The sequence below is a fragment of the Anaeromyxobacter oryzisoli genome, from assembly GCF_022690765.1.
Lineage (GTDB): Bacteria > Myxococcota > Myxococcia > Myxococcales > Anaeromyxobacteraceae > Anaeromyxobacter > Anaeromyxobacter oryzisoli.
The window spans coordinates 41,303-65,439 of sequence record NZ_JALCZA010000019.1; the positions used below are offsets into that span (position 1 = coordinate 41,303).

Annotated in this window: 15 protein-coding genes; 11 read left to right on the forward strand and 4 right to left on the reverse strand. The window is 73.5% G+C overall.

Features of this window, described 5'->3' with window-relative positions:
• Positions 1-103: 103 nt before the first annotated feature.
• The 3 genes from MNZ27_RS08675 to MNZ27_RS08685 all read right to left on the reverse strand — a co-directional run bounded on the left by MNZ27_RS08675 (position 104) and on the right by MNZ27_RS08685 (position 6,024).
• Positions 104-1,864, reverse strand: a complete 1,761-nt coding sequence (locus tag MNZ27_RS08675; protein ID WP_242393650.1) for a hypothetical protein — start codon at positions 1,862-1,864, stop codon at positions 104-106.
• Between the two features lie 267 nt (positions 1,865-2,131).
• Positions 2,132-2,626, reverse strand: a complete 495-nt coding sequence (locus MNZ27_RS08680; RefSeq protein ID WP_242393651.1) for a universal stress protein — start codon at positions 2,624-2,626, stop codon at positions 2,132-2,134.
• Positions 2,627-2,820: 194 nt separating this feature from the next.
• Complete coding sequence (locus tag MNZ27_RS08685) at positions 2,821-6,024, reverse strand: hypothetical protein (RefSeq protein WP_242393652.1); 3,204 nt, start codon at positions 6,022-6,024, stop codon at positions 2,821-2,823.
• Positions 6,025-6,386: 362 nt separating this feature from the next.
• On the opposite strand from MNZ27_RS08685, the gene MNZ27_RS08690 reads away from it, so the two are divergent.
• The 11 genes from MNZ27_RS08690 to MNZ27_RS08740 all read left to right on the forward strand — a co-directional run bounded on the left by MNZ27_RS08690 (position 6,387) and on the right by MNZ27_RS08740 (position 22,910).
• Positions 6,387-8,117, forward strand: a complete 1,731-nt coding sequence (locus MNZ27_RS08690; RefSeq protein ID WP_242393653.1) for a fibronectin type III domain-containing protein — start codon at positions 6,387-6,389, stop codon at positions 8,115-8,117.
• A gap of 476 nt (positions 8,118-8,593) precedes the next feature.
• Complete coding sequence (locus MNZ27_RS08695) at positions 8,594-9,580, forward strand: NHL repeat-containing protein (protein WP_242393654.1); 987 nt, start codon at positions 8,594-8,596, stop codon at positions 9,578-9,580.
• Between the two features lie 170 nt (positions 9,581-9,750).
• On the forward strand, positions 9,751-11,145 hold the full coding sequence (locus tag MNZ27_RS08700; RefSeq protein WP_242393655.1) for a cytochrome C: 1,395 nt from the start codon (positions 9,751-9,753) through the stop codon (positions 11,143-11,145).
• A 78-nt stretch (positions 11,146-11,223) separates the two neighbouring features.
• On the forward strand, positions 11,224-12,663 hold the full coding sequence (locus MNZ27_RS08705) for a YVTN family beta-propeller repeat protein (RefSeq protein WP_242393656.1): 1,440 nt from the start codon (positions 11,224-11,226) through the stop codon (positions 12,661-12,663).
• Complete coding sequence (locus tag MNZ27_RS08710) at positions 12,660-14,864, forward strand: hypothetical protein (RefSeq protein ID WP_242393657.1); 2,205 nt, start codon at positions 12,660-12,662, stop codon at positions 14,862-14,864. The genes MNZ27_RS08705 and MNZ27_RS08710 overlap by 4 nt, the downstream gene beginning before the upstream one ends.
• Positions 14,865-14,925: 61 nt before the next feature.
• Positions 14,926-15,489, forward strand: a complete 564-nt coding sequence (locus tag MNZ27_RS08715) for a GNA1162 family protein (protein WP_242393658.1) — start codon at positions 14,926-14,928, stop codon at positions 15,487-15,489.
• A complete protein-coding gene (locus MNZ27_RS08720; protein WP_242393659.1) occupies positions 15,461-16,762 on the forward strand; it encodes a hypothetical protein in 1,302 nt (433 codons plus the stop codon). The genes MNZ27_RS08715 and MNZ27_RS08720 overlap by 29 nt, the downstream gene beginning before the upstream one ends.
• A 214-nt stretch (positions 16,763-16,976) precedes the next feature.
• The gene (locus MNZ27_RS08725; RefSeq protein ID WP_242393660.1) at positions 16,977-18,749 is read left to right on the forward strand and encodes a peptidyl-prolyl cis-trans isomerase; all 1,773 of its coding nucleotides are present in this window, start codon (positions 16,977-16,979) and stop codon (positions 18,747-18,749) included.
• Between the two features lie 24 nt (positions 18,750-18,773).
• Entirely contained in the window at positions 18,774-20,729 is a 1,956-nt protein-coding gene (locus MNZ27_RS08730; RefSeq protein WP_242393661.1) for a cytochrome c3 family protein, read from the forward strand.
• A gap of 13 nt (positions 20,730-20,742) precedes the next feature.
• A complete protein-coding gene (locus MNZ27_RS08735) occupies positions 20,743-22,017 on the forward strand; it encodes a cytochrome c3 family protein (protein ID WP_242393662.1) in 1,275 nt (424 codons plus the stop codon).
• 5 nt (positions 22,018-22,022) lie between these two features.
• Complete coding sequence (locus MNZ27_RS08740; protein WP_242393663.1) at positions 22,023-22,910, forward strand: NHL repeat-containing protein; 888 nt, start codon at positions 22,023-22,025, stop codon at positions 22,908-22,910.
• A gap of 230 nt (positions 22,911-23,140) precedes the next feature.
• On the opposite strand, the gene MNZ27_RS08745 is transcribed toward MNZ27_RS08740, so the two are convergent.
• Positions 23,141-24,137, reverse strand: a 997-nt coding sequence (locus MNZ27_RS08745; RefSeq protein WP_242393664.1) for a cytochrome c3 family protein, incomplete at its 5' end; no start/stop codon positions are given.

A 24,137-nucleotide genomic window follows, 5' to 3' on the forward strand; every position in this document is an offset into this window, starting at 1 on the left:
TCGGTCGAGCGGCGGTCCGGTCATCCGCCCGGTGTCCGGCGCGCCGCGCCGCGGCGCGGACCGCCGGACGTCCGGCCCGGCGGCCGACCCGGGAGCGCGCCGCTCACCCGCCGGAGCAGGCGCAGCTCCCGAGCGAGGCCCCCGCCTCGACGGAGCAGGTCCAGTCCTTCGCGGCCCCGCCGAGCTCCTGCGCGCACTCGCTCGCCGAGGTGCAGCCGCCGGCCGGGAGCATCCCGAGGTACTCCGCCGAGTAGGTCTCCCCCGGGTTCGCGACGCAGCCCCCCTTCGCCTCGTCGATCGCGATGCACGCCGAGGTGTCGGCCGTGAGGCAGGCGGGAGAGGCGCTCGCGTCGCTGCAGCTCACGAAGCACCACTCGGCGCCGGCCGCGCAGATGCGCCGGGTCGCGCCGTCGCCGTCGACGATCCGAAGCTGCGTGACGGCGCGCGCCGCGGGGCGCGTCGGGAGCCTCAGGGCGGCGAGGGGCCGGGCGAGATCGGCGATGGCCGAGAGCACCGGGCCGAACGAGCTCGGCGGGTACGCGTCGCATACCGTGCCCTCGACGACCCCGAACCCGCGGGCCCGGAGCGCGTCGGCCAGCGCGAGGAACCGCTCGCCCGCCGCGTACGCTCCGCCGCAGACCGGGCCGGCGTGGCAGGTCGCCGGCGGCTGGACCGGGCAGCTCGGCGTGCCCGTGCAGGAGTCGGCGGGCGCGTAGGTCCCGTCGGCGCAGCGCGCGCTCGACACGATGAACGCCGCGCCGAGATCCGCGGCGCCGCCGGGCTTCACGAGCCCCGCCAGGAAGTCCGCGTACGTCGGGACGGGGATCTCCCGCTGCGCCGTCGCGGGGCGGCGCTTGTCGAGCACGCAGCTGTCCGCGCCCGGCGTCGAGGTCACCATCGCGAGGGGCGCGGAGGTCGGGCTCGAGCAGTCGTCCTCGTCGCCGACCCAGACCACCACCAGCTTGGACCCTGGGTGCGGCCAGGTCCCCGCCGCGAGCCCGGGCTGCCGTCCCGCCAGCGCCTTCTGGAGGGCGAGGCGGGCCGCCTCGAGGTGCTGCTCCTGCCCGGAGCCGCAGCTCCCCACCCGGATGTTCTGGGTGAACTGCTGGACCAGGGCGGTGAGGGCCGGGTCCGGCGTCGCGGATCCCCAGGAGCCCCAGCCCAGCGTCTTGGGGAAGTCGAGCACCGTCGGGTTGCCCGGCGCCGCGACGAAGGTGCCCGACGGGTACGGCGCGCCCGGGACGGCGAGCCCCTCGGTGCAGAACGACGTGCTCGGCGCGGGGTTCGCGTACGCCGTCGTCATCAACGGGCACGCGTCGCCGGGCACGCAGCCGGTGCCGGCGGGGGCGCAGTCGGAGATCGCGCAGCACTGCGCCTTCTCGCCCAGGACGTAGTTCCCCGACGCGTCGAGGAGGGGCGTGGACACGCAGGCCTGGCCCGCGCCGCACCCGTCGCCGGTCCCCCGCGCGCACGTGGCGACGTCGGTGCACGAGGACGGCCGGCAGCACTGGTTCCCGCCCGTGGCCGCCACGCACGCGCGGGTGCCCGCCGCGGCGTAGAAGATCGAGGACGTCGTGACCGCCACGTGGAAGTCGATGGCCTCGAGCCCCTTCCCGGCCCGCGCGGTGTTGGTCGCGACCATCCGGCCGATGAAGTCCTTGAAGCTGTCCGCGAGCCCCTGCTGCTTGGGGTCCATGGAGGGGGAGTCGTCCACCACGAAGAGGATGTCGGCGCTCGAGACCTTGGCGAGCTGGACCTGGACCGTCCCCGGCTGGACGAGGCAGTGCCCGACGGGGCTGAACGAGTAGTCGTTGCACCCGGCGAGCACGGCGAGGAGCGCGACGACGATCGGACGACGCGTCATGCGTCGTCGTTGTGGACGCGCGCCGACTCCGGCAACGACCGGGGCGGGAGGCCTCCCCGCGGGCTCGGCCCGCTCGAGCTTCGCAGCGCCGCTCGATTGGGCTGAGCCCTGCTGCGGCGCACGCTGCCTGCCTGCGCCGGGCAGACTCCTCCGTCCGCTGCTCGACGTGCCTTCCAGGCACGCCTGCGCTGCTCCGTCGTCGTGTGCCCCGGCTCGGCGACGGCATCGTGTGCCTCGCGACGGGCTCGACCCAACCGAGAGGCGCTATCAAACCGGCTGGTACCAGCTCGACTCGCCCGAGGCGGAGTCCTCCTCGGGCTCCGTCCGCGACCGGACGAGCAGCACCGGACAGGGCGCCTGCTTCGCGACCTTCTCCGCCACGGACCCGAAGGCGAGCCGCGCGAGGCCGCGGCGGCCGTGGGTGGCGACCACGAGGAGATCCGTCCCCTCGTCGCGCGCGTGCTCGACGATCTCGGCGGCCGGAGCGCCGGTGCGGACGACGGAGCGGACCCGCCGTCCGGACCGCTCCGAGGCGCTCGCGCGCCAATCCGCGAGCGTCTGCTCGGTCTCCTCGGCCGAGAGCTCGGCGAGCCCGCCCGGCGTGACGAGCAGGTCCACCGCGGACATGGGGGTGGTCTCGTGGACGTGCAGCAGCGTCAGCTCGGCGCCCAGCGCGCGGGCCAGGTCGGCCGCGGACTCCATCGCGAGCCGCGACGCGTCCGAGAGATCGATCGCGCAGGTGATCTTCTTCCACTCCGCCATGGGCCGTACCTCCCGCGCGCCGCGCGGACGCCCGGACGGCGCGCCTCGGTGTGCCTCGACCCGATGCTAGGCTCACCGGCGGCCCCGGCGGCGCGCTCCCGATGGGGATCCCCCACGGACCGGCGCTCGCGTGCGCCCCGGACGAGAGGGCCGGGGGCGCCTCTCCGATCGTGCAGCGCCCCCCGTGAGCGCGTTCAGGGCGTGAACGTGCCGGTGAGCGTGCTCGCCCAGTCGCCCGTGGCGCCCGACCGCTCGGGGCGGGTCGCGAACGGGTCGCTCGGGAGCCCGGAGGCGGTGATCCGGGCGTAGTAGGTGCTCCCGGCCGCGAGGAGGCCGGGCGGGAGCTGCACCTGCGTCGCGCCGGTGGTCACGACGGCGACGAGGGTGGCGACGCTCGCGGACCCCGACGCGGAGAGCTGGAAGACCTCGACGGTGTAGTGGGTCGGCGCCCCGGTCGAGGGCGCGGTCCAGGACACGACCGGCGCGGACCCCACCGCCGCGGGCGTGGACAGCGAGGACAGGGCGACCCCGCCGACGAGCGGCGACTGGACCGGGCTCAGGGTGGGTGCGACGGTGCCGGCGGGGAGCGCCGACATCGGCTCGCGACGGCCCGCGGAGGCGACCGCCGTGAACGGCGTCGTCGCGCCGGGGGCGAGGAAGCTCGCCGTGGCCTCGAAGGCCACCTCCCGCCACTCGCTCCAGATCGCGTCCAGGACGTGGCCGTAGGTCGGAGCCGTGCCGAACGTGATGGACGTCTGGCCGGAGCCGCCCGGCACCTCGATGCGGAACAGGGTGGGGTGCCGGTCCGCGCGCGGCGCGGGGGCGGGGAGCGACAGCGGCTGGGCGCTGGCGCCGACCACGAAGGTGTCCCGGGAGGCCGTCGTCCCCGGCGGCCCCATCGCCGGCAGCAGCGCCTCGAAGCCGGCCACGTTCCAGTCCACGGTCACGGCGCCGGTGCTCGCCGGCGGCGCGAGCGCGGCAGGGATCGTCGACGCGGTCCCGCTCGTCAGCGTCACGCCCAGCGGCGTCGCGACGGCGGTGGCCGACAGGTACGAGGGGAGGCCGCCGCTCGCCGGCGTGGTGTGGAGCTGGAAGATCGTGAGCGGGTCGCCCGTGGCGAGGAGGTGGAGCGGGCCGCCCACCGCGCTCGCGTACCAGTCCTCGACCGAGTCCGCGGAGACCGCGCCCGCGCCCACCGAGGCCATGGGGAGCGAGTCCCACACGTCCGCGTTCGACGAGACGACCTGCACCTCGTCGCCGAGGCTCCAGGGATCGAGCCCGCTCAGGCTCAGCGTGACGGGCGTCGAGGCGGTGGGGTCGGCGGCGCCGGCGCGCCCGAGCACGTCGTAGCCGAGATCCACGGCGGTCGCGGTCGTCACCACGTCGCGCCAGACCCCGTCCAGGCCGCGGAAGACGAGGACGTAGCTGCCCGTCGGGACGTTCGGGATCGTGAAGGAGCCGTCGGCGGCGAAGGCGCCCGGGTACGTGATCCACCCGCCTGCGCCGCCGGGGACGAGCGCCTCGACCGTGGCGACGCCGACGTCCGGGGCGGCGACGGGGAGCGTCGCGCCGGCGTCGGGCCAGTAGGTCGCCGTCCTCGTGCCGGTCACGGTCGCGCTGGCGACGCAGCCGCCCGCGTTGCAGGTCAGGCCCGCGCCGCAGGCCGTGCCGTTGGCGACGGCGGTGCCGGTGTCCACGCAGGTCTGGGCGCCGGTGGAGCAGGAGGTGACGCCGGTGTCGCACGGGTTCGCGGGCGTGCAGGCGAGGCCGGCGGTGCAGGCCGTGCAAGTGCCGGCGTTGCAGACCTGGTTCGTGCCGCAGGACGTGCCGTTGGCGACCGCCGTGCCGGTGTCGAGGCAGACCTGGATGCCGGTGGAGCAGGAGGTGACACCGGTGTCGCAGACGTTGGCCGGGGTGCAGGCGACGCCGGCGGTGCAGGCCGTGCAAGTGCCGGCGTAGCAGACCTGATCCGTGCCGCAGGAGTTGCCGTCTGCGACGGCGATGCCGGTGTCCACGCAGGTCTGGGTCCCGGTCGAGCAGGAGGTGAGGCCGGTGTCGCAGACGTTGGTGGGGGTGCAGGCGGCGTTCGCGGTGCAGGCGACGCAGGCGCCGGCGTTGCAGACCTGGTTCGTGCCGCAGGTGGTGCCGTTCGCGAGGGCGGTGCCGGTGTCCACGCAGACCTGGGTGCCGGTGGAGCAGGAGGTGAGGCCGGCGTCGCAGGCGTTGGCGGGGGTGCAGGCGGCGTTGGCGGTGCAGGCGACGCAGACGCCGGCGTTGCAGACCTGGTCCGTGCCGCAGGAGGTGCCGTTCGCGACGGGGGTCCCAGTGTCCACGCAGACCGCGGTCCCGGTGTCGCAGGACCACGTGCCGGTGTCGCAGGCGTTCGCCGGCGTGCACGGCTGGCCGCAGACGGAGGACTTGAAGTCCCAGGTCGCGTGGACCGATCCCTGGGTGCCGCAGTCGATGGTGTAGCTGCCCGCCGCGCGCGCCGGACCGACGACCGGCGTGCCGTCGTAGTGGCGCGCGCAGCCGATGAGGTTGATGCCGGCGGTGTCGAACTGGGTCGAGATGATGTTGGTGGACGCCCCCGAGGGACCAGTGCAGCTCAGGGTCCAGTAGGCGTTGATCGCCCAGAGGAGCTGGGCCGGGCTCTTGATCATCTCCGCGAGCTGCACGGGCAACGTCGCGTCCGCGGCGCCGGAGGGGGAGCAGGTCGAGGAGCCGTACGGGATCTGGGAGGGGGCGGTGACGGTGCCGGGCAGGAGGTAGAAGTTCTCGTAGGCGTTCTCGCCGGCGTAGCTCAGGGTCGCCGAGCCGGTGGCGGAGAACGGCAGCGCCACGGTCTGGGTCAGCGTGAACGTGCCCGACAGGTCCCGCCCGGACGGCGTGGTGACGAGGGTCCAGTCGCTGAAGTGCGTGGTGGGGACCGTCAGCGTCCCGGCCGTCCGGTCGCGGACGATCCGGGCGGGCCGGACCCAGTACCCGGAGACGTCCTGGTACGCGACGGCGAGGTCGTCGAGATCCTGGGAGGCGAGCTCGGCGCGGAAGGTGACGGAGACCGGCGTCGAGAAGGTCGTCCCCTCCGGGCCGAGGCGGTAGGCGCCGCCCACCGCGTTGGGGGCGTAGTTCACGATCTCCTGGATCGTGAAGTCGTGCGCCTCCGCGAGGGCGCCGGGGGGCACGGTGACCGTGATCAGGCCGTCGGGCGTCGAGAGCTCGCCGCCGGCCGCGCCGATGCGAGCGCTGGTCGGCGAGCCGATCGGCACGCCCGTCGGCGTCGGCGCGGGTCGTGGGGAGCCGGAGGAGGACGCCCTGGGTCCGCCGCCGCACGCGAGGGCCGCCCAGACGGTGCAGAGCGCGAGGAGCGAGACGGCGCGGCGGGGATGGAGGGTCGTCATGTGCGGGCGAGGTCCTGGAGCGGACGACCGGTCCTGCATGGACCGCGCCGGGCGGGGCGAGGCTCCGGCCGGACCAGCCGGCGCGGCGCGCCCGGCCGAGTCCGTCCCGGCACTTCGGCGGATCGCGGCGGCGGTGTCGGTCGGTCTCGCACTTGGAGGACAAACGAGAAAGCGGCGCGAGGGCTTGGCAGCGCCCCCGGCGTTGATGAATAGTGCTCTCCACTCGGAGAGCAAGCGGTCGGCTCGCCGGCGCGTCGGGCGCCGACGACACCTCTTCGAAACTCGGAGTCGCCGGCGATTCTTCCGGGCACCGCGCCTCGGGCGCCCCGCAGATTTCGCGCCGACGAATCGGAGGGGAGATCATGAGAGCGATCGGAGTGATGGTGGCCTCGCTGGCGATGGTCCTGCCGACCGCGTGCGGTCGGCAGGCGCCGGCCGGCGGGAGCGCCGATCCGAACGGCTTCGCGGCGGCGGACGGCCCGGCGCGCCAGCCCCTCACGGCGACCGACTCCGCCTGCGGCGGGACCGGCGCGCACGACAAGCACGCCACGACCGGCATCGGGTGCGCCTCCTGCCATCCGTGCGGCGGCTCCTACGGGTTCGCGGACGCGCCCACGCTGCCGGGCGGGACGAGCGCGGTCGGCGGCGCGGTCGTGCGGAGCAGCGGGACCACGAGCTGCACCGTGGCGTGCCACTACCCGTTCGGCGCCAGCCCTCAGGCCGTCTCCTGGAGCACGCCGGGGCCGCTGGCGTGCTCGGCGTGCCACTCCAACGTCGCCTCGGCGAGCCAGACGTACCGCTCCGCGCACACCGTCGCCCAGACCGATCCCACGACGAACCGCGCGGCGTGCCAGAGCTGCCACGAGACCTCGCTCCACACCTCCGGGCACGTCCGCATCGACGTCGGGAGCGGTCAGGTCGTGGACGCGTCCGTGTCGGACCCGGTCCAGCTCAACGCGACGTGCCAGGGCTGCCACGGTGGCAGCGGGCGGACCATCTCCGGCGAGACGCCGCCCGTCCTCCCCGGCTGGTCGAGCCCGACGGGCGACTTCCACGGGGCGCGCGGGGGGGCGGGCTTCGGCGGCACCCTCGCGTCGCCGTACACGGTCGGGCAGGGGCCGCTCGCCTGCACCGAGTGCCACGACGCGCACGCGAGCCAGAACGCGTTCCTGTTCGCCTCGACGGCGGGCGGCGTCCCCGTGGTGCCGGCGACCATCGACCGGGCCGGCGTCGGGGCGGAGATGCTGTGCGCCAACTGCCACCTCGGCAATCGTCACGCCGGCTGCATGATCTCGAACTGCCACACGTCGGATCCGGCGCCCGCCGGGAAGCCGTGCTTCTTCTGCCACGGCCACGAGGGCATCGTGAACTTCACGCTGCCGACGTGGGACAACCACCCCAACGGCAACGGGAGCTACTGCAGCCACTGCCACAGCCCGGGCTGGTTCCCCGTCGTCGAGTACACGCCGCCCCGGTTCGTGAGCGGGCCCACCCTCTCCGCCTCCGCCACGGCCGCCACCGTCACCTGGACCACCGACGAGCCCGCCACGTCCTGGGTGGAGCTCGGGACCGCGAGCGACGCGCTCGGCACGACGGTCGGGGACGGCGCGCTGACCACCACGCACCAGGTGGCGCTCACCGGCCTCTCCCAGCTCACGTCCTACGCCATCCGGGTGCGGACCTCGGACGCCTTCCGGAACGTCGCGTTCTCGCCGATCACGTCGTTCACGACGTCCTCCGCGAGCGCGCCGCCCGCGCCGGCGCTCACGCCCGAGCCCGACTTCGCGTACGAGTGGGGAGGCACGCCGCCGCCGGCCTCCTACACCGCGACCTTCCAGTGGAGCGCGGTCGCGGCGCCGGACGGCCACCCGGTCCAGTACCGGTTCCAGCTCGCGACGACGTCGACGTTCGACGCGCCGCTCGTGGACGTCTGGCTGGACGGGACGACGTACCAGCGGGCGCTCGCGGTCACCCAGTACCCCGGCGTCACCTACTCCTGGCGCGTCCAGGCCCGGGACGCCGTCGAGACCGCCTCCGTCGGCCCCTGGACGCCGGCCGGCCGCTTCGCGGTGTACTGGTACATGCCGTACTAGCGGTGGCGCCTGCGGGCGCCTGACGTTGGCGTGCAAACGGGCGCCCGCTCGCCGTCGAGGGCGCGCCGTACCGTACCCGTACCCGCGTCCCGTGTCCCCTTGCCCGTATCCCCGTCGGATCACGGGGATCGGGCCACGGGCCACGGGAGGCGGCGCACGGGTCACGCAGAGCCGGTCACGGTGACGGTCACGGTGACGGTCACGGTGACGGTCCGGGGTGACGGTCCGCGGTGACGGTCCGCGGTGACGGTCCGCGGTCGCGGCGCTCCGCGTCCGAGGTCGCTCGCGCGCCGCGGCGCGGCCGGTCGGAGCGTCCAGACGCCTGCTCGGATCGCGCCTGGCGCTGGGTGCGTCAATACACCCAAGTCCGGGGAGGTCTGGGGGAACTCCCCCAACTCCTTTGGAGTCAGATCGTTGGCGTACCGACAAAATCTGGCGGCCCCGCTCCGGCCTTTTGCTTGCAAACGATTGCCGGCGTGCGTCGCTCCCCGCTCCATCGCAGCCCTCGCCTCCTCGCCGCGCTCGCCGCGGTGACCTCGGCGATCGCGGCGGCGCCCGCCGGCGCCGGGGCGGCCGAGCTCCGCGCCGCGTACCTCTTCAACCTCTCCGACGTGAACGGCGCGATCCCGATGAGCTGGGCCGGGCTCGCGTACGACCGCTCCGCCGGGGAGCTCTACGTCACCGACCGCGGCGCGGGCGAGGTGCGGGTCTTCCGCCAGAGCGGGATCGAGGTCCAGTCCTTCGGCGACGACGAGGCGCTCGGGACCGTGACGGACGTCGCGATCCGCGAGGACGGCGAGCTCTTCGTCCTCGCGCTCAAGAACGGCCGGGCGGTGCTCGAGCGGTGCAGCTACCGGGGCGAGCCCCTCGCGCCGCTCGCCCTGCGCGGAGTGCCCGCGGCCTTCGCGAAGGGCTTCGCGCCCGAGGCCATCCGGTACTCCGGCGGCAAGCTCTACCTGGCGGACAAGGCCCACCTGAAGGTGCTCGTCGCCGATACGGACGGCGGCGTGCAGGCGACGTACGACCTGCAGGCCAAGGTCGCGGCGGAGGCGAAGAACCGCGACGACGCCCGGATGACCGGGTTCGCGGTCGATCCCTCCGGGAACCTCCTCTTCACCGCCGGCCCGATGTTCCGCGCCTTCGTGGTGTCGCCCGCCGGCGAGGTGCGCGGGTTCGGGACGCGCGGGAGCACGCCGGGCAAGTTCAACGTCGTCGCCGGGATCGCCGCGGACGAGCGCGGCTACCTGTACGTCACGGATCTGCTCCGCGCGGTGGTGATGGTGTTCGACCCGTCGCTCGAGTTCGTCGGCGAGTTCGGGTACCGCGGCGAGGCGCCGGAGAACCTGATCGCCCCGATCGACGTGTCCGTCGGCAAGGGGCAGGTGTTCGTCGCGCAGGGCGCGATGCGAGGTGTCTCGGTGTTCCGGGTCGAGATCGCCGGCCCGGACGCCGCGGGGGGATGAAGCTCCGGGCGCGGTGAGCACCGCCGCGTCCGCTGATGTCGTCGTGTCGGGGCAGTCGCCGGACGATGTGTAGCAGCGCAGCAGGCAGGGATGTTTCGCGTAGCAAAGGCAGGGAACCGAAGCTCCGGGCCGACCAGGGTGGCCGGACCGGCAACGAAGGCGGAGAGACAATGAAGTTCATCAGACTCGCAGTCACGGCCGCGGCCGCGCTGAGCTTCTCCAGCGCGTACGCGTTCCACGATGGCGGCGTCGCGTACTGCGACGGGTGCCACTCGATGCACAACTCGTCGGGCAACAAGTCCATGTCCGGCGGTCGCAACACGACCCTCGCCGGCTGGAACGCCGCGGGCAAGGCGTCGCTGACCCAGTTCCAGGGCAACGCCTACCTGCTGCAGGGGTCGGACGACAGCTCGACGTGCCTCAACTGCCACGCGGCCAGCGACACGGCGCCGAGCAGCTACCACGTCATGACGTTCCCGGCGCCCACGGGCACGGCCGCTCCGGTCGAGCGGACCCCGGGCGGCGACTTCTCCTGGGTCACGATGACCTTCTCGGCGACGGCGAGCTACGGCGCGCCGGTCACCTCGAAGGGTGAGCGTCACGGCCACAACGTCGTCGCGCAGGACTACGGCCTCGTCGCCGACACCACCCTGCTCACCGCTCCGGGCGGCAGCTTCCCCGCCGCGAGCCTGAGCTGCGCGAGCTGCCACGATCCGCACAGCCGCGCCCGCGTGATCGACGCGAACGGCACGATCGCCAACTCGGCGCTCGGGGCCAAGGTGCTCCCCATCGGCTCCTCCGGCTCGTACGGCGCGGTCGCGACGCTGGACGAGGCGGTCGGCGTGTACCGCCTCCTCGCCCCGGCCAACTACTCCCAGATGTCCGTGACGAACCCGCTGCCGTTCAACGCCAACCCGCCGGTCGCCGTCGCCCCGGCCAAGTACAACCAGAGCGAGGCCACGAGCGAGGTCCGCGTCGCCTACGGTGCCGGCATGTCCGAGTGGTGCGCGAACTGCCACCGGTCGATCCACAACGCCAACACCAACACGGCCAACACCGCGCTCATCCACCCGGCCGGCAACGGCGCGCTCCTGACCGCGACGGCGAACGACCTCGCCGGCAACGCCAACGGCACGACGATCGCCGCCATCTACAACGCGTACAAGATGTCCGGTGACCTGACCGGCGTCCAGACCGCCTCCTACACCTCCCTCGTCCCGTACGAGGAGGGCACCACGACGATCGCGACCCTCGCCTCGCACGCCAGCAACACCGGCGCGTACACGGCGGGCCCGTCGGCCGGCACGGAGAACGTGATGTGCCTGTCCTGCCACCGCGCGCACGCGGGCGGCTTCGACAGCCTCTCCCGCTGGAACAACAAGGCCGAGTTCCTCACCCTCGGCGGCGCCTACGCTGGCACCGACGCGACGGGCGAGGGCGCCTACGGGCAGTACTCGATGGGCATGACGCAGGCGCAGCAGGCGGCGGCCTACTACGACCGCCCGGCGTCCACCTTCGCCTACGCCCAGCGGTCGCTCTGCAACAAGTGCCACGCGAAGGACTAGTCGGGCACTCGCAGGTGTTGTTCGGATAGTGCAGCAGGGGGCCGCACTGCGGCCCCCTGCTTTTTTGTCCGGAGGACCATGGCACCGGTCTCGCTCACCCGCCTCCGCTGGGCCCGCCTCGCCTCGCTCCTCGCCGTCGCGGCGATCGCCGCGGGCTGCCACCTGCCTGCGGGCGGGCGCGACGGCCTCCCGCGGCTGCGCGAGGAGGGCGAGCTCTGGATCTACCTGGAGCCGCTGCCGCCGGGGGCCGAGCGGCTCGACGTCGCGCTCGCGTCGGCGGCCGTGGTCAGCGGGGAGGGCAAGGCGATCCCGCTCGAGCTGCGGCTCCCCCGCATCTCGGAGGAGGCGGGCGCGAGCCAGCGCCTCCTCGCGCACGGGCGCCTGCCCGCGGGCCGCTACCAGGGGTTCCAGGTCGCGATCGGCGGCGCGACGCTCGCCACGGACGAGGGCGCGTCCCGGCTGCTCGTCCCCAGCGAGCCGACGCTCGTCCCCGCCGCGATCACGGTCCAGCCCGGGCGCGCCGCCGTCCTCTCCGTCGTCCTCCAGTACGGCGAGGCCGTCCAGAAGGGGTACGCCTTCGCGCCCGCGTTCACCGCCTTCACGCCGGCGCGGCCGGTCCCGCAGCTCGTGGCGCTCTGCTCGAACGCCGGCGGCGCGAGCGTCACCGCCTTCGACCGCCAGCGGTCGAAGGTCGGCGAGGTGCTCGCGACGGGCGCCGGACCGCGGGGGCTCGTGCTCGACACGGACGGCGCGCGCCTGTACGTCGCCGCGTCGCTGGAGGACGCCGTGGACGTCGTGGATCTCGGCTCGGGGGCGGCGCTGCCGAGCATCGCCCTCCGGCCGGGCGACCGCCCGGCGGAGATGGCCCTTGCGCGCGACGGGCGCACGCTCCTCGTGGTGGACGAGGGGGCGAACGCGCTCTCGTTCCTGGACCTGGGATCGCGCTCGGAGCTCGCGCGCGTGCCGGTCGGGGACGCGCCGCGGGGGCTCCTGCTCGACCGCGCCGGCCAGCGCGCCTACGTGCTCGATCGCGGCTCGAGCGCGATCACGGTGGTGGACGTCGCGCAGCGGGCGGTGGTGGGGACCGCCGCGACCGAGCCCGAGCCGCTCCAGGCGGCGCTGAGCCGGGACGGCTCGCGCCTGTTCGTGGTCTCCGCGGGATCGGTCTACCTGACGGTCCTCTCCGTCCCCGACCTCGCGGTCGTCTCGCGGGTGTTCGTCGGGCTCGGCGCCCGGTCCGTCCTCGTGGACACCCGCACCGACCTGGTCTACGTCGGCGGGGCGCTGGGCGGCTCCATCGCCGTGCTCGACCCGTTCTCCCTCGTCCGGGTGGACGCGCTGGACGTCGCCGGCGACGTCGGCTGGCTCGCGATCGCCGACCAGGAGAACACGCTCCTCGCGCTCCTCCCGGAGCGCCGGCAGATCGCGGTCATCGACCTGGCCAGCCGCGAGCGGCGCGCGACCCTCGACGTGGGCGACCGGCCGTACCAGCTCGTCCTCGCGGGGCAGCGGCGATGAGGTCCGCTCCGCTCGCGAGCCGCGTCGTCGGAGCGGCGGGGGGCGTGGCGGTGGCGCTCGCGCTCCTGGCCGCGGCCGGGGCGCGCGCCGACACGTGGTCGGCGCTGCTCGAGCCGCGCCTCGAGCTCACCCGCGAGCGGAAGCAGGATCAGGGGAGCCCCGAGCAGACCACGAACAGCACCACGGTCGGTCAGCGCTACGTCCTGACCCTCTCGAAGACGCTCTTCCCGAACCTCGCGCTGGACGCGGGCGGGACGTTCGACGACTCCCGGATCTGGAAGCGGACGGCCGGCGTCTCGTCGGACCAGGACACCTGGCGGGCCAACGGATACGGGCACCTGAGCCTCAACCTGGGCGCGCTGAGCGGCTCGGGCGGCTACGACCGCACCGAGGAGTCCAACACCGGCACCGACGTGAGCGCGCCCCGGCTCGTCTACGAGAGCTGGAACGCCCGCGCCCTCTGGCGGCCCGCGGATCTCCCCCAGCTCAGCGTGGTGGCCTCGCGGTCCAACACCTTCGACGTGACGCGGCGCAACCAGGACATCACGGTGGACGACGTGCTGGTCGGCGCCGAGTACCTGGGAATTCCCAAGCTCCAGCTCCGGTATTCGTTGCGTTACTCGAACCCGCTCGATCGGATCAGCGGCACGGACACCACTTCGATCATCCAGTCGGCGCAGGTGTCTTACGGAGACAAGCTGTTCAAGGGTCGGACGAGCGTCTACATGTCGGCGAACGTCTCCTCGACCATCTCGAGCACCTCGACCGTGGGCCAGGGCGGGACGGTCTCGACGCAGGTGTTGCCGTTCACGGGCCTCTCCCTCGTCGAGCAGCCGCAGGACCGGCCCACCTTCGACCATCTCGAGGCGAACCCCACGCTGGTGGATCCATCGCCCAGCGTGAGCGCGAGCGTGAACATCGGGTTCGGCGTGCCGCTCGGGGACGTCGCCTACCGTGATCTCGGCGCGCAGCTCCAGGACGCGCTCACCAAGGTGAGCATGGTCCACGTCTGGGTGAACAAGCGCCTGCCGAAGGAGATCGCCGGCGCCTTCACCTGGGAGGCCTACCGCAGCACCGACAACGCGACCTGGACCCCGGTGCCGCTCGCCGGCGCGGTGGTGTTCTCCGACTTCCAGAACCGGTTCGAGATCCCGATCGCCGTCACCCAGGCGCAGTACCTCAAGGTCGTGGTCCGCCCGCTCGGCCCGGGCGTGACGACGAACCAGGACTACGCCCAGATCCTCGTCACGAAGCTCCAGCTCTTCCTGGTGCAGCCGGCGTCGGAGGTGCGGGGGCGCACCACCACGAACAACCAGACCCTCGTCGCCACCCAGCAGACCCGCCTGTTCTCGGTGCCGAACGTCTCGTGGGACTCGTCGGCGTCCGTGAACCACGCCGGCGACCGCGACCGCCCCTCGTACACGGTCGTGAACGGCCTCTCGCTGGCGCAGCGGCTCGACCAGACGTGGAGCGTCTCCGGCCGGTTCCAGCGGCAGGACGCCGACGCGGGGTCGGGCCACACCGGCGCGTTCCTGTGGGCCGCGTCCACCTCGGCGCAGCCGATCCCCACCTTGACGCACGCCCTCACCTACAGCGGGCAGTGGTCCTCCACCCCGATCGGCGTGGCGACGAGCAACGCCCTGAACCTCTTCAACCGCGCCGAGCTGTACCGCGGCCTCAGCCTGCTCGCGAGCGGCGGGGTGAACGCGGGGACGAGCGATCTCGGCATCGACACGCGGGCGGTCTCGGCGACGGCGGTGGTGTCGGCCACGCCGCACCCGAAGCTCGCCCTCGGCGCGACGTACCTCTACGGCTCCACCTGGACCGCGCCGCTGCGGCAGCCCTGGACACGGTCCGAGACGGAGCGCGTCGAGGGGAGCGCCTCGGTCACCCCGTTCAGCGCCCTGTACCTGAGCGCGGTGGTGAGCCGGATCCTGAAGGGCGTCCGCCAGACGACCCTCGCGAACGGCTCCGTCGCCTTCTCGCCGTTCCAGGGCGGCGATCTGCAGCTCCGCGTGTCGTACGGCGAGTCCCTCGACACCGCCGCGGACGCCGTCGTGAAGACCCTCGTCTCCGGGATCCACTGGGTGCTCCGGCCGGGCGTGCTCGTGGACGTGAGCTACTCGAACATCGACAACCGCGCGGCGGCGGCCCGGACCCGCACCGACTCCCTCCTGACCGTGCTCACCCTCACGCTGTGAGCCCACCTTGGACCGGACCATGAACCTTCGAAGAACGCCGCCCGCCGCGTGCAGGAGCTCGATGCGAGTGGGGGTCGCCATGAGCCTCCTCGCGCTGTCGCTCGGCTGCGGCGGCGGCCGCGCCCGGCGGGGCTTCCAGGACTCGAACATGGACTTCGCCGCCGTCAAGACGGTGGCGGTCCTCCCGTTCTCGAACCTCTCCCGCGACGCGGCCGCGGCGGACCGGGTCCGCGAGGTCTTCTCCAGCATGCTCCTCGCCTCGGGCGCGGTGTACGTGCTCCCGCCGGGCGAGGTGGTGCGGGGGTACACGCGGCTCGCCGTCACCGACCCGCGGGCGCCCAGCGTCGAGGAGATCACGAAGCTCGGCGGGCTGCTGAAGGCCGACGCGATCATCCGCGGCGTGGTGAAGGAGTACGGCGAGGTCCGCTCCGGCAGCTCGGCCGGGAACGTGCTGTCCGTGAGCCTCGAGATGTACGAGACCTCGACCGGGAGGATCGTCTGGTCGGCGACCTCGACCAAGGGGGGCATCGGGTTCGGGGATCGCCTCCTCGGCGGCGGTGGCGAGCCGATGGAACAAGTCACCGAGCAGGTTGCGGATGACCTCCTCGACAAGCTCTTCCGCTGAGCGGCGCGCGCTCGCGCTCGCCGTCGCGCTCGCCGCGGCGGCGCTGGGCGGCTGCGCCTCGCACCGGGCGGCGGCCCCGCCCGCGGCGCTCGAGGGCGTCGGCCCCGGGGGCCCGCGCGTCGCGCTGTTCCCGCTGGAGAACCTGGCGGCGTCGTCCACGCCGGTGGGGAAGCTCTCGGCGGCGATCGAGGCCGAGCTCGGCCGGCGCGGCGTCGAGGTCGCCGCGCGCGACGACGTGGAGACGTTCCTGCGGGCGCACCGGATCCGCAACACCGCCGGGGTGGACCAGGAGACCGCCCGCGCCGCGCGCGAGGAGCTGCACGTCGACGCGATCCTCGTCTCGGCCGTCCAGGTCTACGCCGTGCGCCCGTGGCCGCGGCTCGGGCTCGCCCTGCGGCTGGTCGGCGTCCGGGGGGAGGAGCCGGTGGTCCTCTGGGTGGACCAGGTCTCGAGGTCGGGGAACGAGGCGCCGGGCCTGCTCGGGCTCGGCCTCGTCCGGAGCATGGACCGGCTCCAGGCGCAGGTCCTCGAGCGGCTCGGCGACTCGCTCGCGGGGTACCTGGCCGGCCGCGGCGCGCCCGCGCCGCTGTGCGCGGGCGACGGGCGGTTCGACCCGCGCATCAGCTACCGCGCGCCCCAGCTCGCGCAGGGGCGGCGCTACACCGTCGCGATCCTGCCGTTCGTGAACGCCTCCGAGCGGCGCCACGCGGGCGAGCTGGTCGCCCTCGAGTTCGTGCGCCAGCTCCGGGCCCGGGACCGGTTCACGGTGATCGACCCCGGCGAGGTCCGGGATCAGCTCCTCCGGTACCGGCTCATCATGGAGGGCGGGCTCTCCCTCGACTACGCGATGACGCTGCTCAAGGTGCTGCGCGCCGATCTCGTCGTCGCGGGCACCGTCCGCGAGTACCTGGACGGCGACACGCCGCGGGTGAGCTTCACCGCCTTCGCCCTGGACCGGGAGAGCGGCGGCGTCGCGTGGGAGGCGTCGTCGATCGGCACCGGCCGGGACGGCGTGTTCTTCTACGACGCCGGTTCGGTGGGCACCGTCGGCGAGCTGACCTGCCGGATGGCGAGGCGCGCCATCGACCAGCTCGCCGCGGGCGGCGGGCGGCGCCCGCTCACCGCGCCGGCGATCCCCGTCGGCCCGCTCGTGCCCGCCGAGTCCGACGAGTCCGACGAGGCCGCGGCCCCTGCCTCCTCCGCGGGGGAGCCCGCGCCGCCGTCCGGCGCGCCGGCCGTGTCGCCGGCGCGCGGCGGGGAGGGGACGCGGTGATCGGGCCGGCGCAACATCGTCGGCCCGGCGGGCGCCGCGGCGCAGACCTTGCGGCACAAACGAATCGGGGCCGCGCGATCGCGGCCTCGGAGCCCGGAATCCGGCCCGGATCCCGCGACGCGCCTGGGCACATGCGTTGCAGCCCGGGGCGCACGGCACCCTCTCACCCGCCACGCGCGCGAGCCGCGAACCATTGCGGCTCCAAAGGAGACACGTGAAGAACCGGTTCATCCTCCTGGCCCTCCTCGCGGTGCCCCTCGCCGGCGGCGCGGATCCCGGCGCTCCCTCCGGCGCGAGCCACGGCGCGAAGGGCGCAGGCGCCAACGCGCGCCCCGCGGGCGCGAAGCCGGCGCCCGCGACCGCTTCCGGGGAGATGAGCGCCTACCTGACGCGGCCGGACCGCAAGGTGCCGCTCTTCTCGGAGCGGTTCGCGACGACGCCGGTCGCGACGGTGGACGACGAGGTCATCACGCTCCGGCAGCTCGACGACGCCCTCGCCGGCGCGCACGCGCAGCACAAGCAGGGCGACCACGCGAAGACGGACGTCGGCCCCATCCTCGATCGGCTGATCGACATGCGGCTCCTCGTGCTCGAGGCCCGCGACATGGAGCTGGACAAGCTCCCGAAGGTCCGCGCCGCGGTCGCCGCCTTCGAGCAGGCGGAGCTGCGGTCCGCGGTGGAGCGGCGGGCGACCCGCGGGCTGAAGCCGGACGCCATGGAGGTGGAGCAGAAGTACCGGGAGAGCGTGAAGCACTGGAAGATCCGGTCGGTGCTGTTCCCGGCCGAGGTGGACGCGAAGGCGTTCGCGGCGCAGGTGAAGGCGGGGAAGGCCTACCCGGCGCTCGCGAAGCAGGCCCTCGCGAGCAAGAAGGCGAAGGGGCAGGCCGGCGCGCAGTCGGTCGGCGCGAAGGACATGCTGCCGAAGGTGCTCGCCGCCGTGAGCGCCCTGAAGCCCGGCGACACGACGGATCCCGTCGCCGTGGAGGGCGGGTTCGCGGTCGTCCACCTCGACGGGCTCCAGTACCCGGACGACCGTGCCGCGCGCGCCAAGGCCGAGGCCGAGTCCGTCGAGCGCAGGCAGGCCGTGGAGCTGCAGCGCTACCGGGCCGATCTGGAGAAGCGGTACGCCCGGATCGACCTCAAGCTCCTCCAGGCGCTCGACTTCGAGGCCAAGAAGCCCGGCTTCGAGGCGATGAAGAAGGACCGGCGGACCGTCGCGACGATCGCGGGCGAGGGACCGATCACGGTGGGTGAGCTGACCACGGAGCTCGAGGCCGGCTTCTTCCACGGGATGGAGGGCCCGATCAAGGAGAAGCGGGTCAACTCGCACAAGGACGAGGCCCTCCGGGTGATGGTGACGAAGCGCCTCTTCCTGAAGGAGGCGAAGCGGCTCGGGATCGCGAGCACCGCCGAGTACCGCGACGCGGTCGCGGAGTTCGAGCGCGGCCAGCTCTTCGGCCAGCTCGCCGAGAAGGTGATCATCCCCGACGTGAAGGTGATGGAGGTCGAGGGGAAGGACTACTACGCGAAGCACAAGGCGGAGTTCACCTACCCCGCCTTCTACCGGCTCGAGGGGCTCGCGTTCTCGTCCTCGCGGGCGGCGCAGGCCGCGCTGAAGCGGCTCCAGGCCGGGACCGAGTTCAAGTGGCTCCGCGCCAACTCCGACGGGCTCATCCCCGCCGACAAGCAGCAGCTCCAGCTCGAGGGCACCACCTTCAGCGCGAAGTCGCTGCCGCCGGAGCTCGTGTCCGCGCTGGCCGGCGCCGGCCGGGGCGACTACCGCCTCTTCGAGACCGCCGGCCCCCAGTACTACGTGGTGCACGTCCTCGAGCAGGCCGCGCCCAAGGAGCAGCCGTACGCCTCCGTCCGCGACGGCATCGTGAAGCGGGTCTTCTCCGAGAACCTGGCGAAGGCGATCAAGGAGTACGCCGCGAAGCTGCGGAAGACCCACAAGGTCGAGGTCTTCATCACCCGGATCGGCGACTAGCGCCGGCCTCGCGAGGAATTCGAAGTGACCAGCCACTCCGCAAGTCGAGGTCTCGTCGGGCTCGCGGCGCTCTGCGCCGCCGCCCTGCTCGCCGCGCCCGCGCCGGCCGCGGCCGATCGCGGGTTCAAGAAGAAGGACTGCATCGACTGCCACAAGAAGGAGGTCGATGGCTTCGCGAGCCTGAAGGTGGTCCACCCGCAGGTCAAGGCCAGGGCCTGCGACCAGTGCCACCTGCGCCACGGCATCGTCGGCAAGCTCGTGCTGAAGGAGCCCGGCAACCAGCTCTGCTACGGCTGCCACAAGCGCGAGGCGATCGGCATGAACAAGCCGAACGTCCACAAGGTCCTGCGGAACGGGTCCTGCGGCAAGTGCCACGACGCGCACGGCTCGAACGCGCCGCACATGCTCAAGGCGACCGGCAACGACGCGTGCTTCCAGTGCCACGATCGCGCGCCGTTCCAGCGGAAGCAGGTGCACGCGGTCCTCGCGAAGGACGGCTGCCTCGCGTGCCACGCCGCGCACGCCTCCGACGCGCCGCAGCTCCTCGTGAAGGAGCAGGGGAAGCTCTGCACCGGCTGCCACTCCCCCGCGGCGGGCGGCTTCAAGAAGGCGCACGGCAACTACCCCGTCGAGACGCGGGCGTGCACCCGCTGCCACGATCCGCACTCCTCGGACGGCAAGAAGCTCCTCAAGGCCTCCGTCCACCCGCCGGTCGCGGACTCGTCGTGCAGCGACTGCCACGCCGCCGCGACGTCGCCGAAGCCGTTCGGCACGAGCGACGCGGGCGGGGCCCTGTGCGCCAACTGCCACGAGGCGGGCAAGCTCGACGGCGGCGGCGCCGTCGTCCACGCGCCGGTGAAGAAGGGCGAGTGCCTCTCGTGCCACGACCCGCACGCGTCGCCGAACAAGGCGATGACGCGGCTCGGCGGCGAGGCGCTCTGCAAGTCGTGCCACGCCCGGATGGCGGAGACGCCCTCGTTCCCGCACAAGGCCATGGCGGGCGGGTGCGTGGCGTGCCACCGGCCGCACGCGTCGGCCCAGAAGCGGCTGCTCAAGACGGACGAGGCGGCGCTGTGCGCCTCGTGCCACGCCAAGGTGGAGGCCGCGAAGGCCAAGGTGGTCCACCCGCCCTTCGCGAAGAAGGACTGCACCGCCTGCCACGACCCCCACGGCTCGGGCGTGAAGGGGATGCTGGCCGGCCGGCCCGACAAGGTCTGCTACCGCTGCCACGCGGACCTCGAGGCGAAGTTCGTCAAGACGTACACGCACAAGCCCGTGCTGCAGGGGAGCTGCACCGCCTGCCACCAGGGGCACGTCTCGGACAACCCCAAGCTCCTCCGGGCGGCCGGCGCGAAGCTCTGCCAGACCTGCCACGCCGACCTCATGAAGGCGTCGCCCGGCATGACGACGCACCCGCCGTTCGCGAGCGGCGACTGCCTCGACTGCCACGATCCGCACGGCTCCAACTCGAAGGGGATGCTGTCGGCGGACGCGAAGACGACGTGCATGAACTGCCACGGCGACCTGGACAAGACGGCGAAGGCCGCGAAGAGCGTCCACGCCGCGTTCGCCGCGGGCGACTGCACCGGCTGCCACAGCCCGCACCAGTCGAAGATGCGGTACCTCATGGTCGCCGGCACGCCCGACGTCTGCTACGGCTGCCACAAGGGGCTGAAGGAGCGGATCACGAAGCAGAAGGCCCACCCTCCGGTGGAGGACTGCTTCAACTGCCACAAGCCCCACTCCGCGCCCCAGGCGAAGCTGACCGCGCAGCCGCTGCAGGAGCTCTGCGGCCAGTGCCACGACCTGAAGGACAAGGCGTTCGCCAAGGCGCACATCGGGATCCAGGCCGCGGACATCACCTGCACGAGCTGCCACGACCCGCACGCCTCACCGGATCCGAAGATGTTCAAGAGCACGATCCACGCGCCGTTCGCGGCCCGACAGTGCGACAGCTGCCACGTCGTGGAACCGAAGTAGGGAGACGCGCACGATGAGCTCGTCGATCGGCATTCTCCTCGCGCTGTCCCTCGCCGCGGCCCCCGCCGCGGGCTCGCGGGCGGCGCCGGCCCAGGGCAAGCTGAAGCTCAAGCCCGGCGCCTCGGGGCAGGTCTGCCTCGAGTGCCACTCGGACTTCCAGAAGCTGCTCCAGAAGAAGTTCGTCCACACCCCGGTCCGCGCGAAGGACTGCACGGGCTGCCACAGCCCGCACGCCTCCGAGCACGGGAAGCTGCTCGCCGCCGAGGGCGGCGAGGTGTGCCTGAGCTGCCACTCGGTCACGCCGGCGGCGGCGAAGAGCACGCACAAGCCGGTGGCGGAGAACCGCTGCCGCGAGTGTCACGACCCGCACGCGTCGGACGCCCAGTTCAACCTGGTGAAGGCCGGGAACGACCTGTGCGGGAAGTGCCACGCCGGGATCGTGACGGCGGCCAAGGACGCGAAGTTCAAGCACCGACCGGTGGTGTCGTCGGGCTGCACGGCGTGCCACGAGGTCCACGGCTCGGCCAAGGGGGCGACCCTCCTCAAGGCCGACGTGCCCGGACTCTGCACGTCGTGCCACAAGGTGGACCGGCCGATCTTCGCCCAGCAGCACGGCGGGTACGCGGTCGGCACCGCGCGGTGCACGAGCTGCCACGATCCCCACGGCTCGAACGCCCGCTCCATGCTGCGGAACAATGTCCATCCCCCCGTCGCCGGCGGCCAGTGCTCGAAGTGCCACGAGCCGCCCGGCTCGCCCAACAAGTTCAAGCCGCGCCAGGCGGGGATGGCCCTCTGCCGCGGGTGCCACAACCAGGTCGTGAACGCGATGCTCGACAAGAGCCGCGTGCACCGCGCGGTGACCGAGGGCGACTCCTGCCTGAACTGCCACACGCCGCACGCCTCCTCCGAGCCGAAGCTCGTGAAGGCGAACCTCGTCGCGGTCTGCGGCGCCTGCCACGGCGCGACCATCGCCCGGCAGGCGCGGTCCGAGACCCCGCACGCGCCCATGAAGGATGGGCGGTGCGCGAAGTGCCACGACCCGCACTCGTCGAGCTCGGCCCTCATGTTCAACGCGAAGGACAGCGTCGAGCTCTGCGGGCGCTGTCACGACTGGCAGAAGCACTCCACGCACCCGGTCGGCGCGAAGTACAAGGACCCGCGGAACCGGAACCTCACGCTCGAGTGCGTCTCCTGCCACCGCGCCCACGGGACCGAGTTCAAGCACCTCATCCCGTACGCGACGACCACGGCCCTGTGCACCAAGTGCCACGAGCAGTTCCGGAGGTGATCACGGTGTCCAACGCGACGAAGCTCCTCGCCCTCGCGGCGGCGGCCCTCGGACCGGTTCTGGTCCGGGCCGAGCCGGTGGTGTTCACCTACACGGAGGCGGTCTACATCGACTCGAAGGAGGGGCCGCTCCGGTCGCCTGAGGGCGTGGCCTGCGACGACCGCGGCGCCCTGGTCGTGGCGGACACCGGGAACTCCCGGCTCGTCACGTACGCCGTCCGCGAGGACGGCGTCGGGGCGGGGACCGAGCTGAAGGTCCCCCAGCTCGTCGCCCCCGTGCGCGTGCAGCTCGATCCGCAGGGCGGGACGGTCGTGCTGGACCGCAAGGGATCGCGCCTCCTCCGCTTTGACGCGAAGGGCGCGTACGTCGGCGCCGTCGAGCCGAAGGGCGATCTCCCCGGGACGTTCGCGCCGGTCGCCTTCAAGCTGGACGCCGACCGGAACGTCTGGGCCCTCGACGGCGCGGGCCGCGTGGTCGTGCTCGATCCCGCGGGCGCGGTGACGCGCACCCTCGCGCTCCCGAAGGGCGTCTTCACGGACCTCGCCGTGGACGCCGCCGGCACGGTCTACGCCGTGGACGCGGGGCAGGCGATGGTCTGGTCCGCCGCGAAGGGCGCGACCGCGTTCACGTCGCTCTCGAAGAGCCTCAAGGACGAGATGAGCTTCCCGGCGTACCTCGTGGTCGCGAAGGGGAAGCTCCTGATCGTCGATCAGGTCGGGCACGGCGTGGTCGTGCTCGGCACCGACGGGTCGTTCCAGGGCCGGCAGCTCTCGTACGGCGTGAGCGAGGGGCTGCTCCAGTACCCCGGCCAGCTCTGCCTGACGGAGAAGGGCGACGTGTTCGTGGCGGACCGGAACAACAACCGGGTCGATCGCTACACCATCGCGCGCTGACCTCGGGCGTCGGACTCCCCCCTCGCGCTATCGGTCTCGGTCTCGGGCCCGGCGCCTCGGGGCACGGGGTCTCGGGCCACGGGGGCTCGGGCCACCGGGGGGGGGCCACTGGGGGCCACGGCGGCCCGTGATCCAGGACGCGACCGAACGCCTTCCCGAATGCGTCGGATGGCGACGAACGACGGGTTCGGATTCGGGTCCGGGTTCGCGTTCGGAGGCGCCCCCGCCGGTCACCGCAGCTTCGAGACGTCCACGCCCACCGCGAGCGCCGCGGAGACCGTGAAGCTGCCGATCTGGCTCGCGGGCGGATCGTGACCCCGCGACACGTCGGCGAGCGCGGTGACCGAGAGCCGGACGGTATCGGCCCAGCGGCGCCCGCCGATCCACTGGAGGCCGGCCCGCGCCCCGAGCGCGGGGACCAGGTCGGCGAACGAGCCCTCCCGGGCGTCGAAGCCCCCGATCAGCTCGAGCGTCGCGTCCGCCCTGCGGCTCACCGGGAGGAGGAAGCCGCCGCCGAGCAGGCCGACCGCCCGCCCGCGGCCGCCCGTGATCCCCGCCCACTCCAGGGTCTGGGAGCAGAGGTAGCCCTCGCCGCGCAGCGTGACGCCGACGAGCAGCCCGGCCTCGGCGCTGCCCACGCCGGGCGCGACGAGCATCGTCGTCCCCGCGTGCACGGAGGTGCGGAGCGCGAGGTGATCGGAGAGGTCGTCCGCGTCCGGGCCCCCGGCGTGCCCGGGCTCTAGCTCCGGCGCCGCGCGTCCAGAGGACGTCGCTCCCGGGGCGGCCGGAGGCGCCACGCTCCCGGCCGCCTCGCCGCCGGGCGCGAGCGGGCCGGCGGCGGCGACGGCGGTGTCGGGCGGGGCGACCTTCGCGACGTGGCACCCGCGGCACTCGGTCGGCCCTCGCGCGAGCTCCTCGTGACACCCGCGGCACGACTCGTGCGCGCGCGCCGGGGGCATCCGACCGATCTTGTGGACCGGCCCGGGGCCGTGGCAGCGCACGCACGAGACCCGGCGCGCGAGGTGCGCGCGGTGGTCCACGGTCACGGCGCCGTAGTAGCCGGGGTCGAGCACCACCTTGTCCGGAGGCGGCGGGAGCGCGCCCAGGACCCCGGCGCCGAGCGGCTCGAGCGCGGCCCCGAGGAGCGCCGGCAGGGCCTCCTCGCGCGGGCCCGCGAGGGCGATCCGCGGGTCGCCCGCCGGCGCCGCGGCGGCGCCCTCGGCGCCG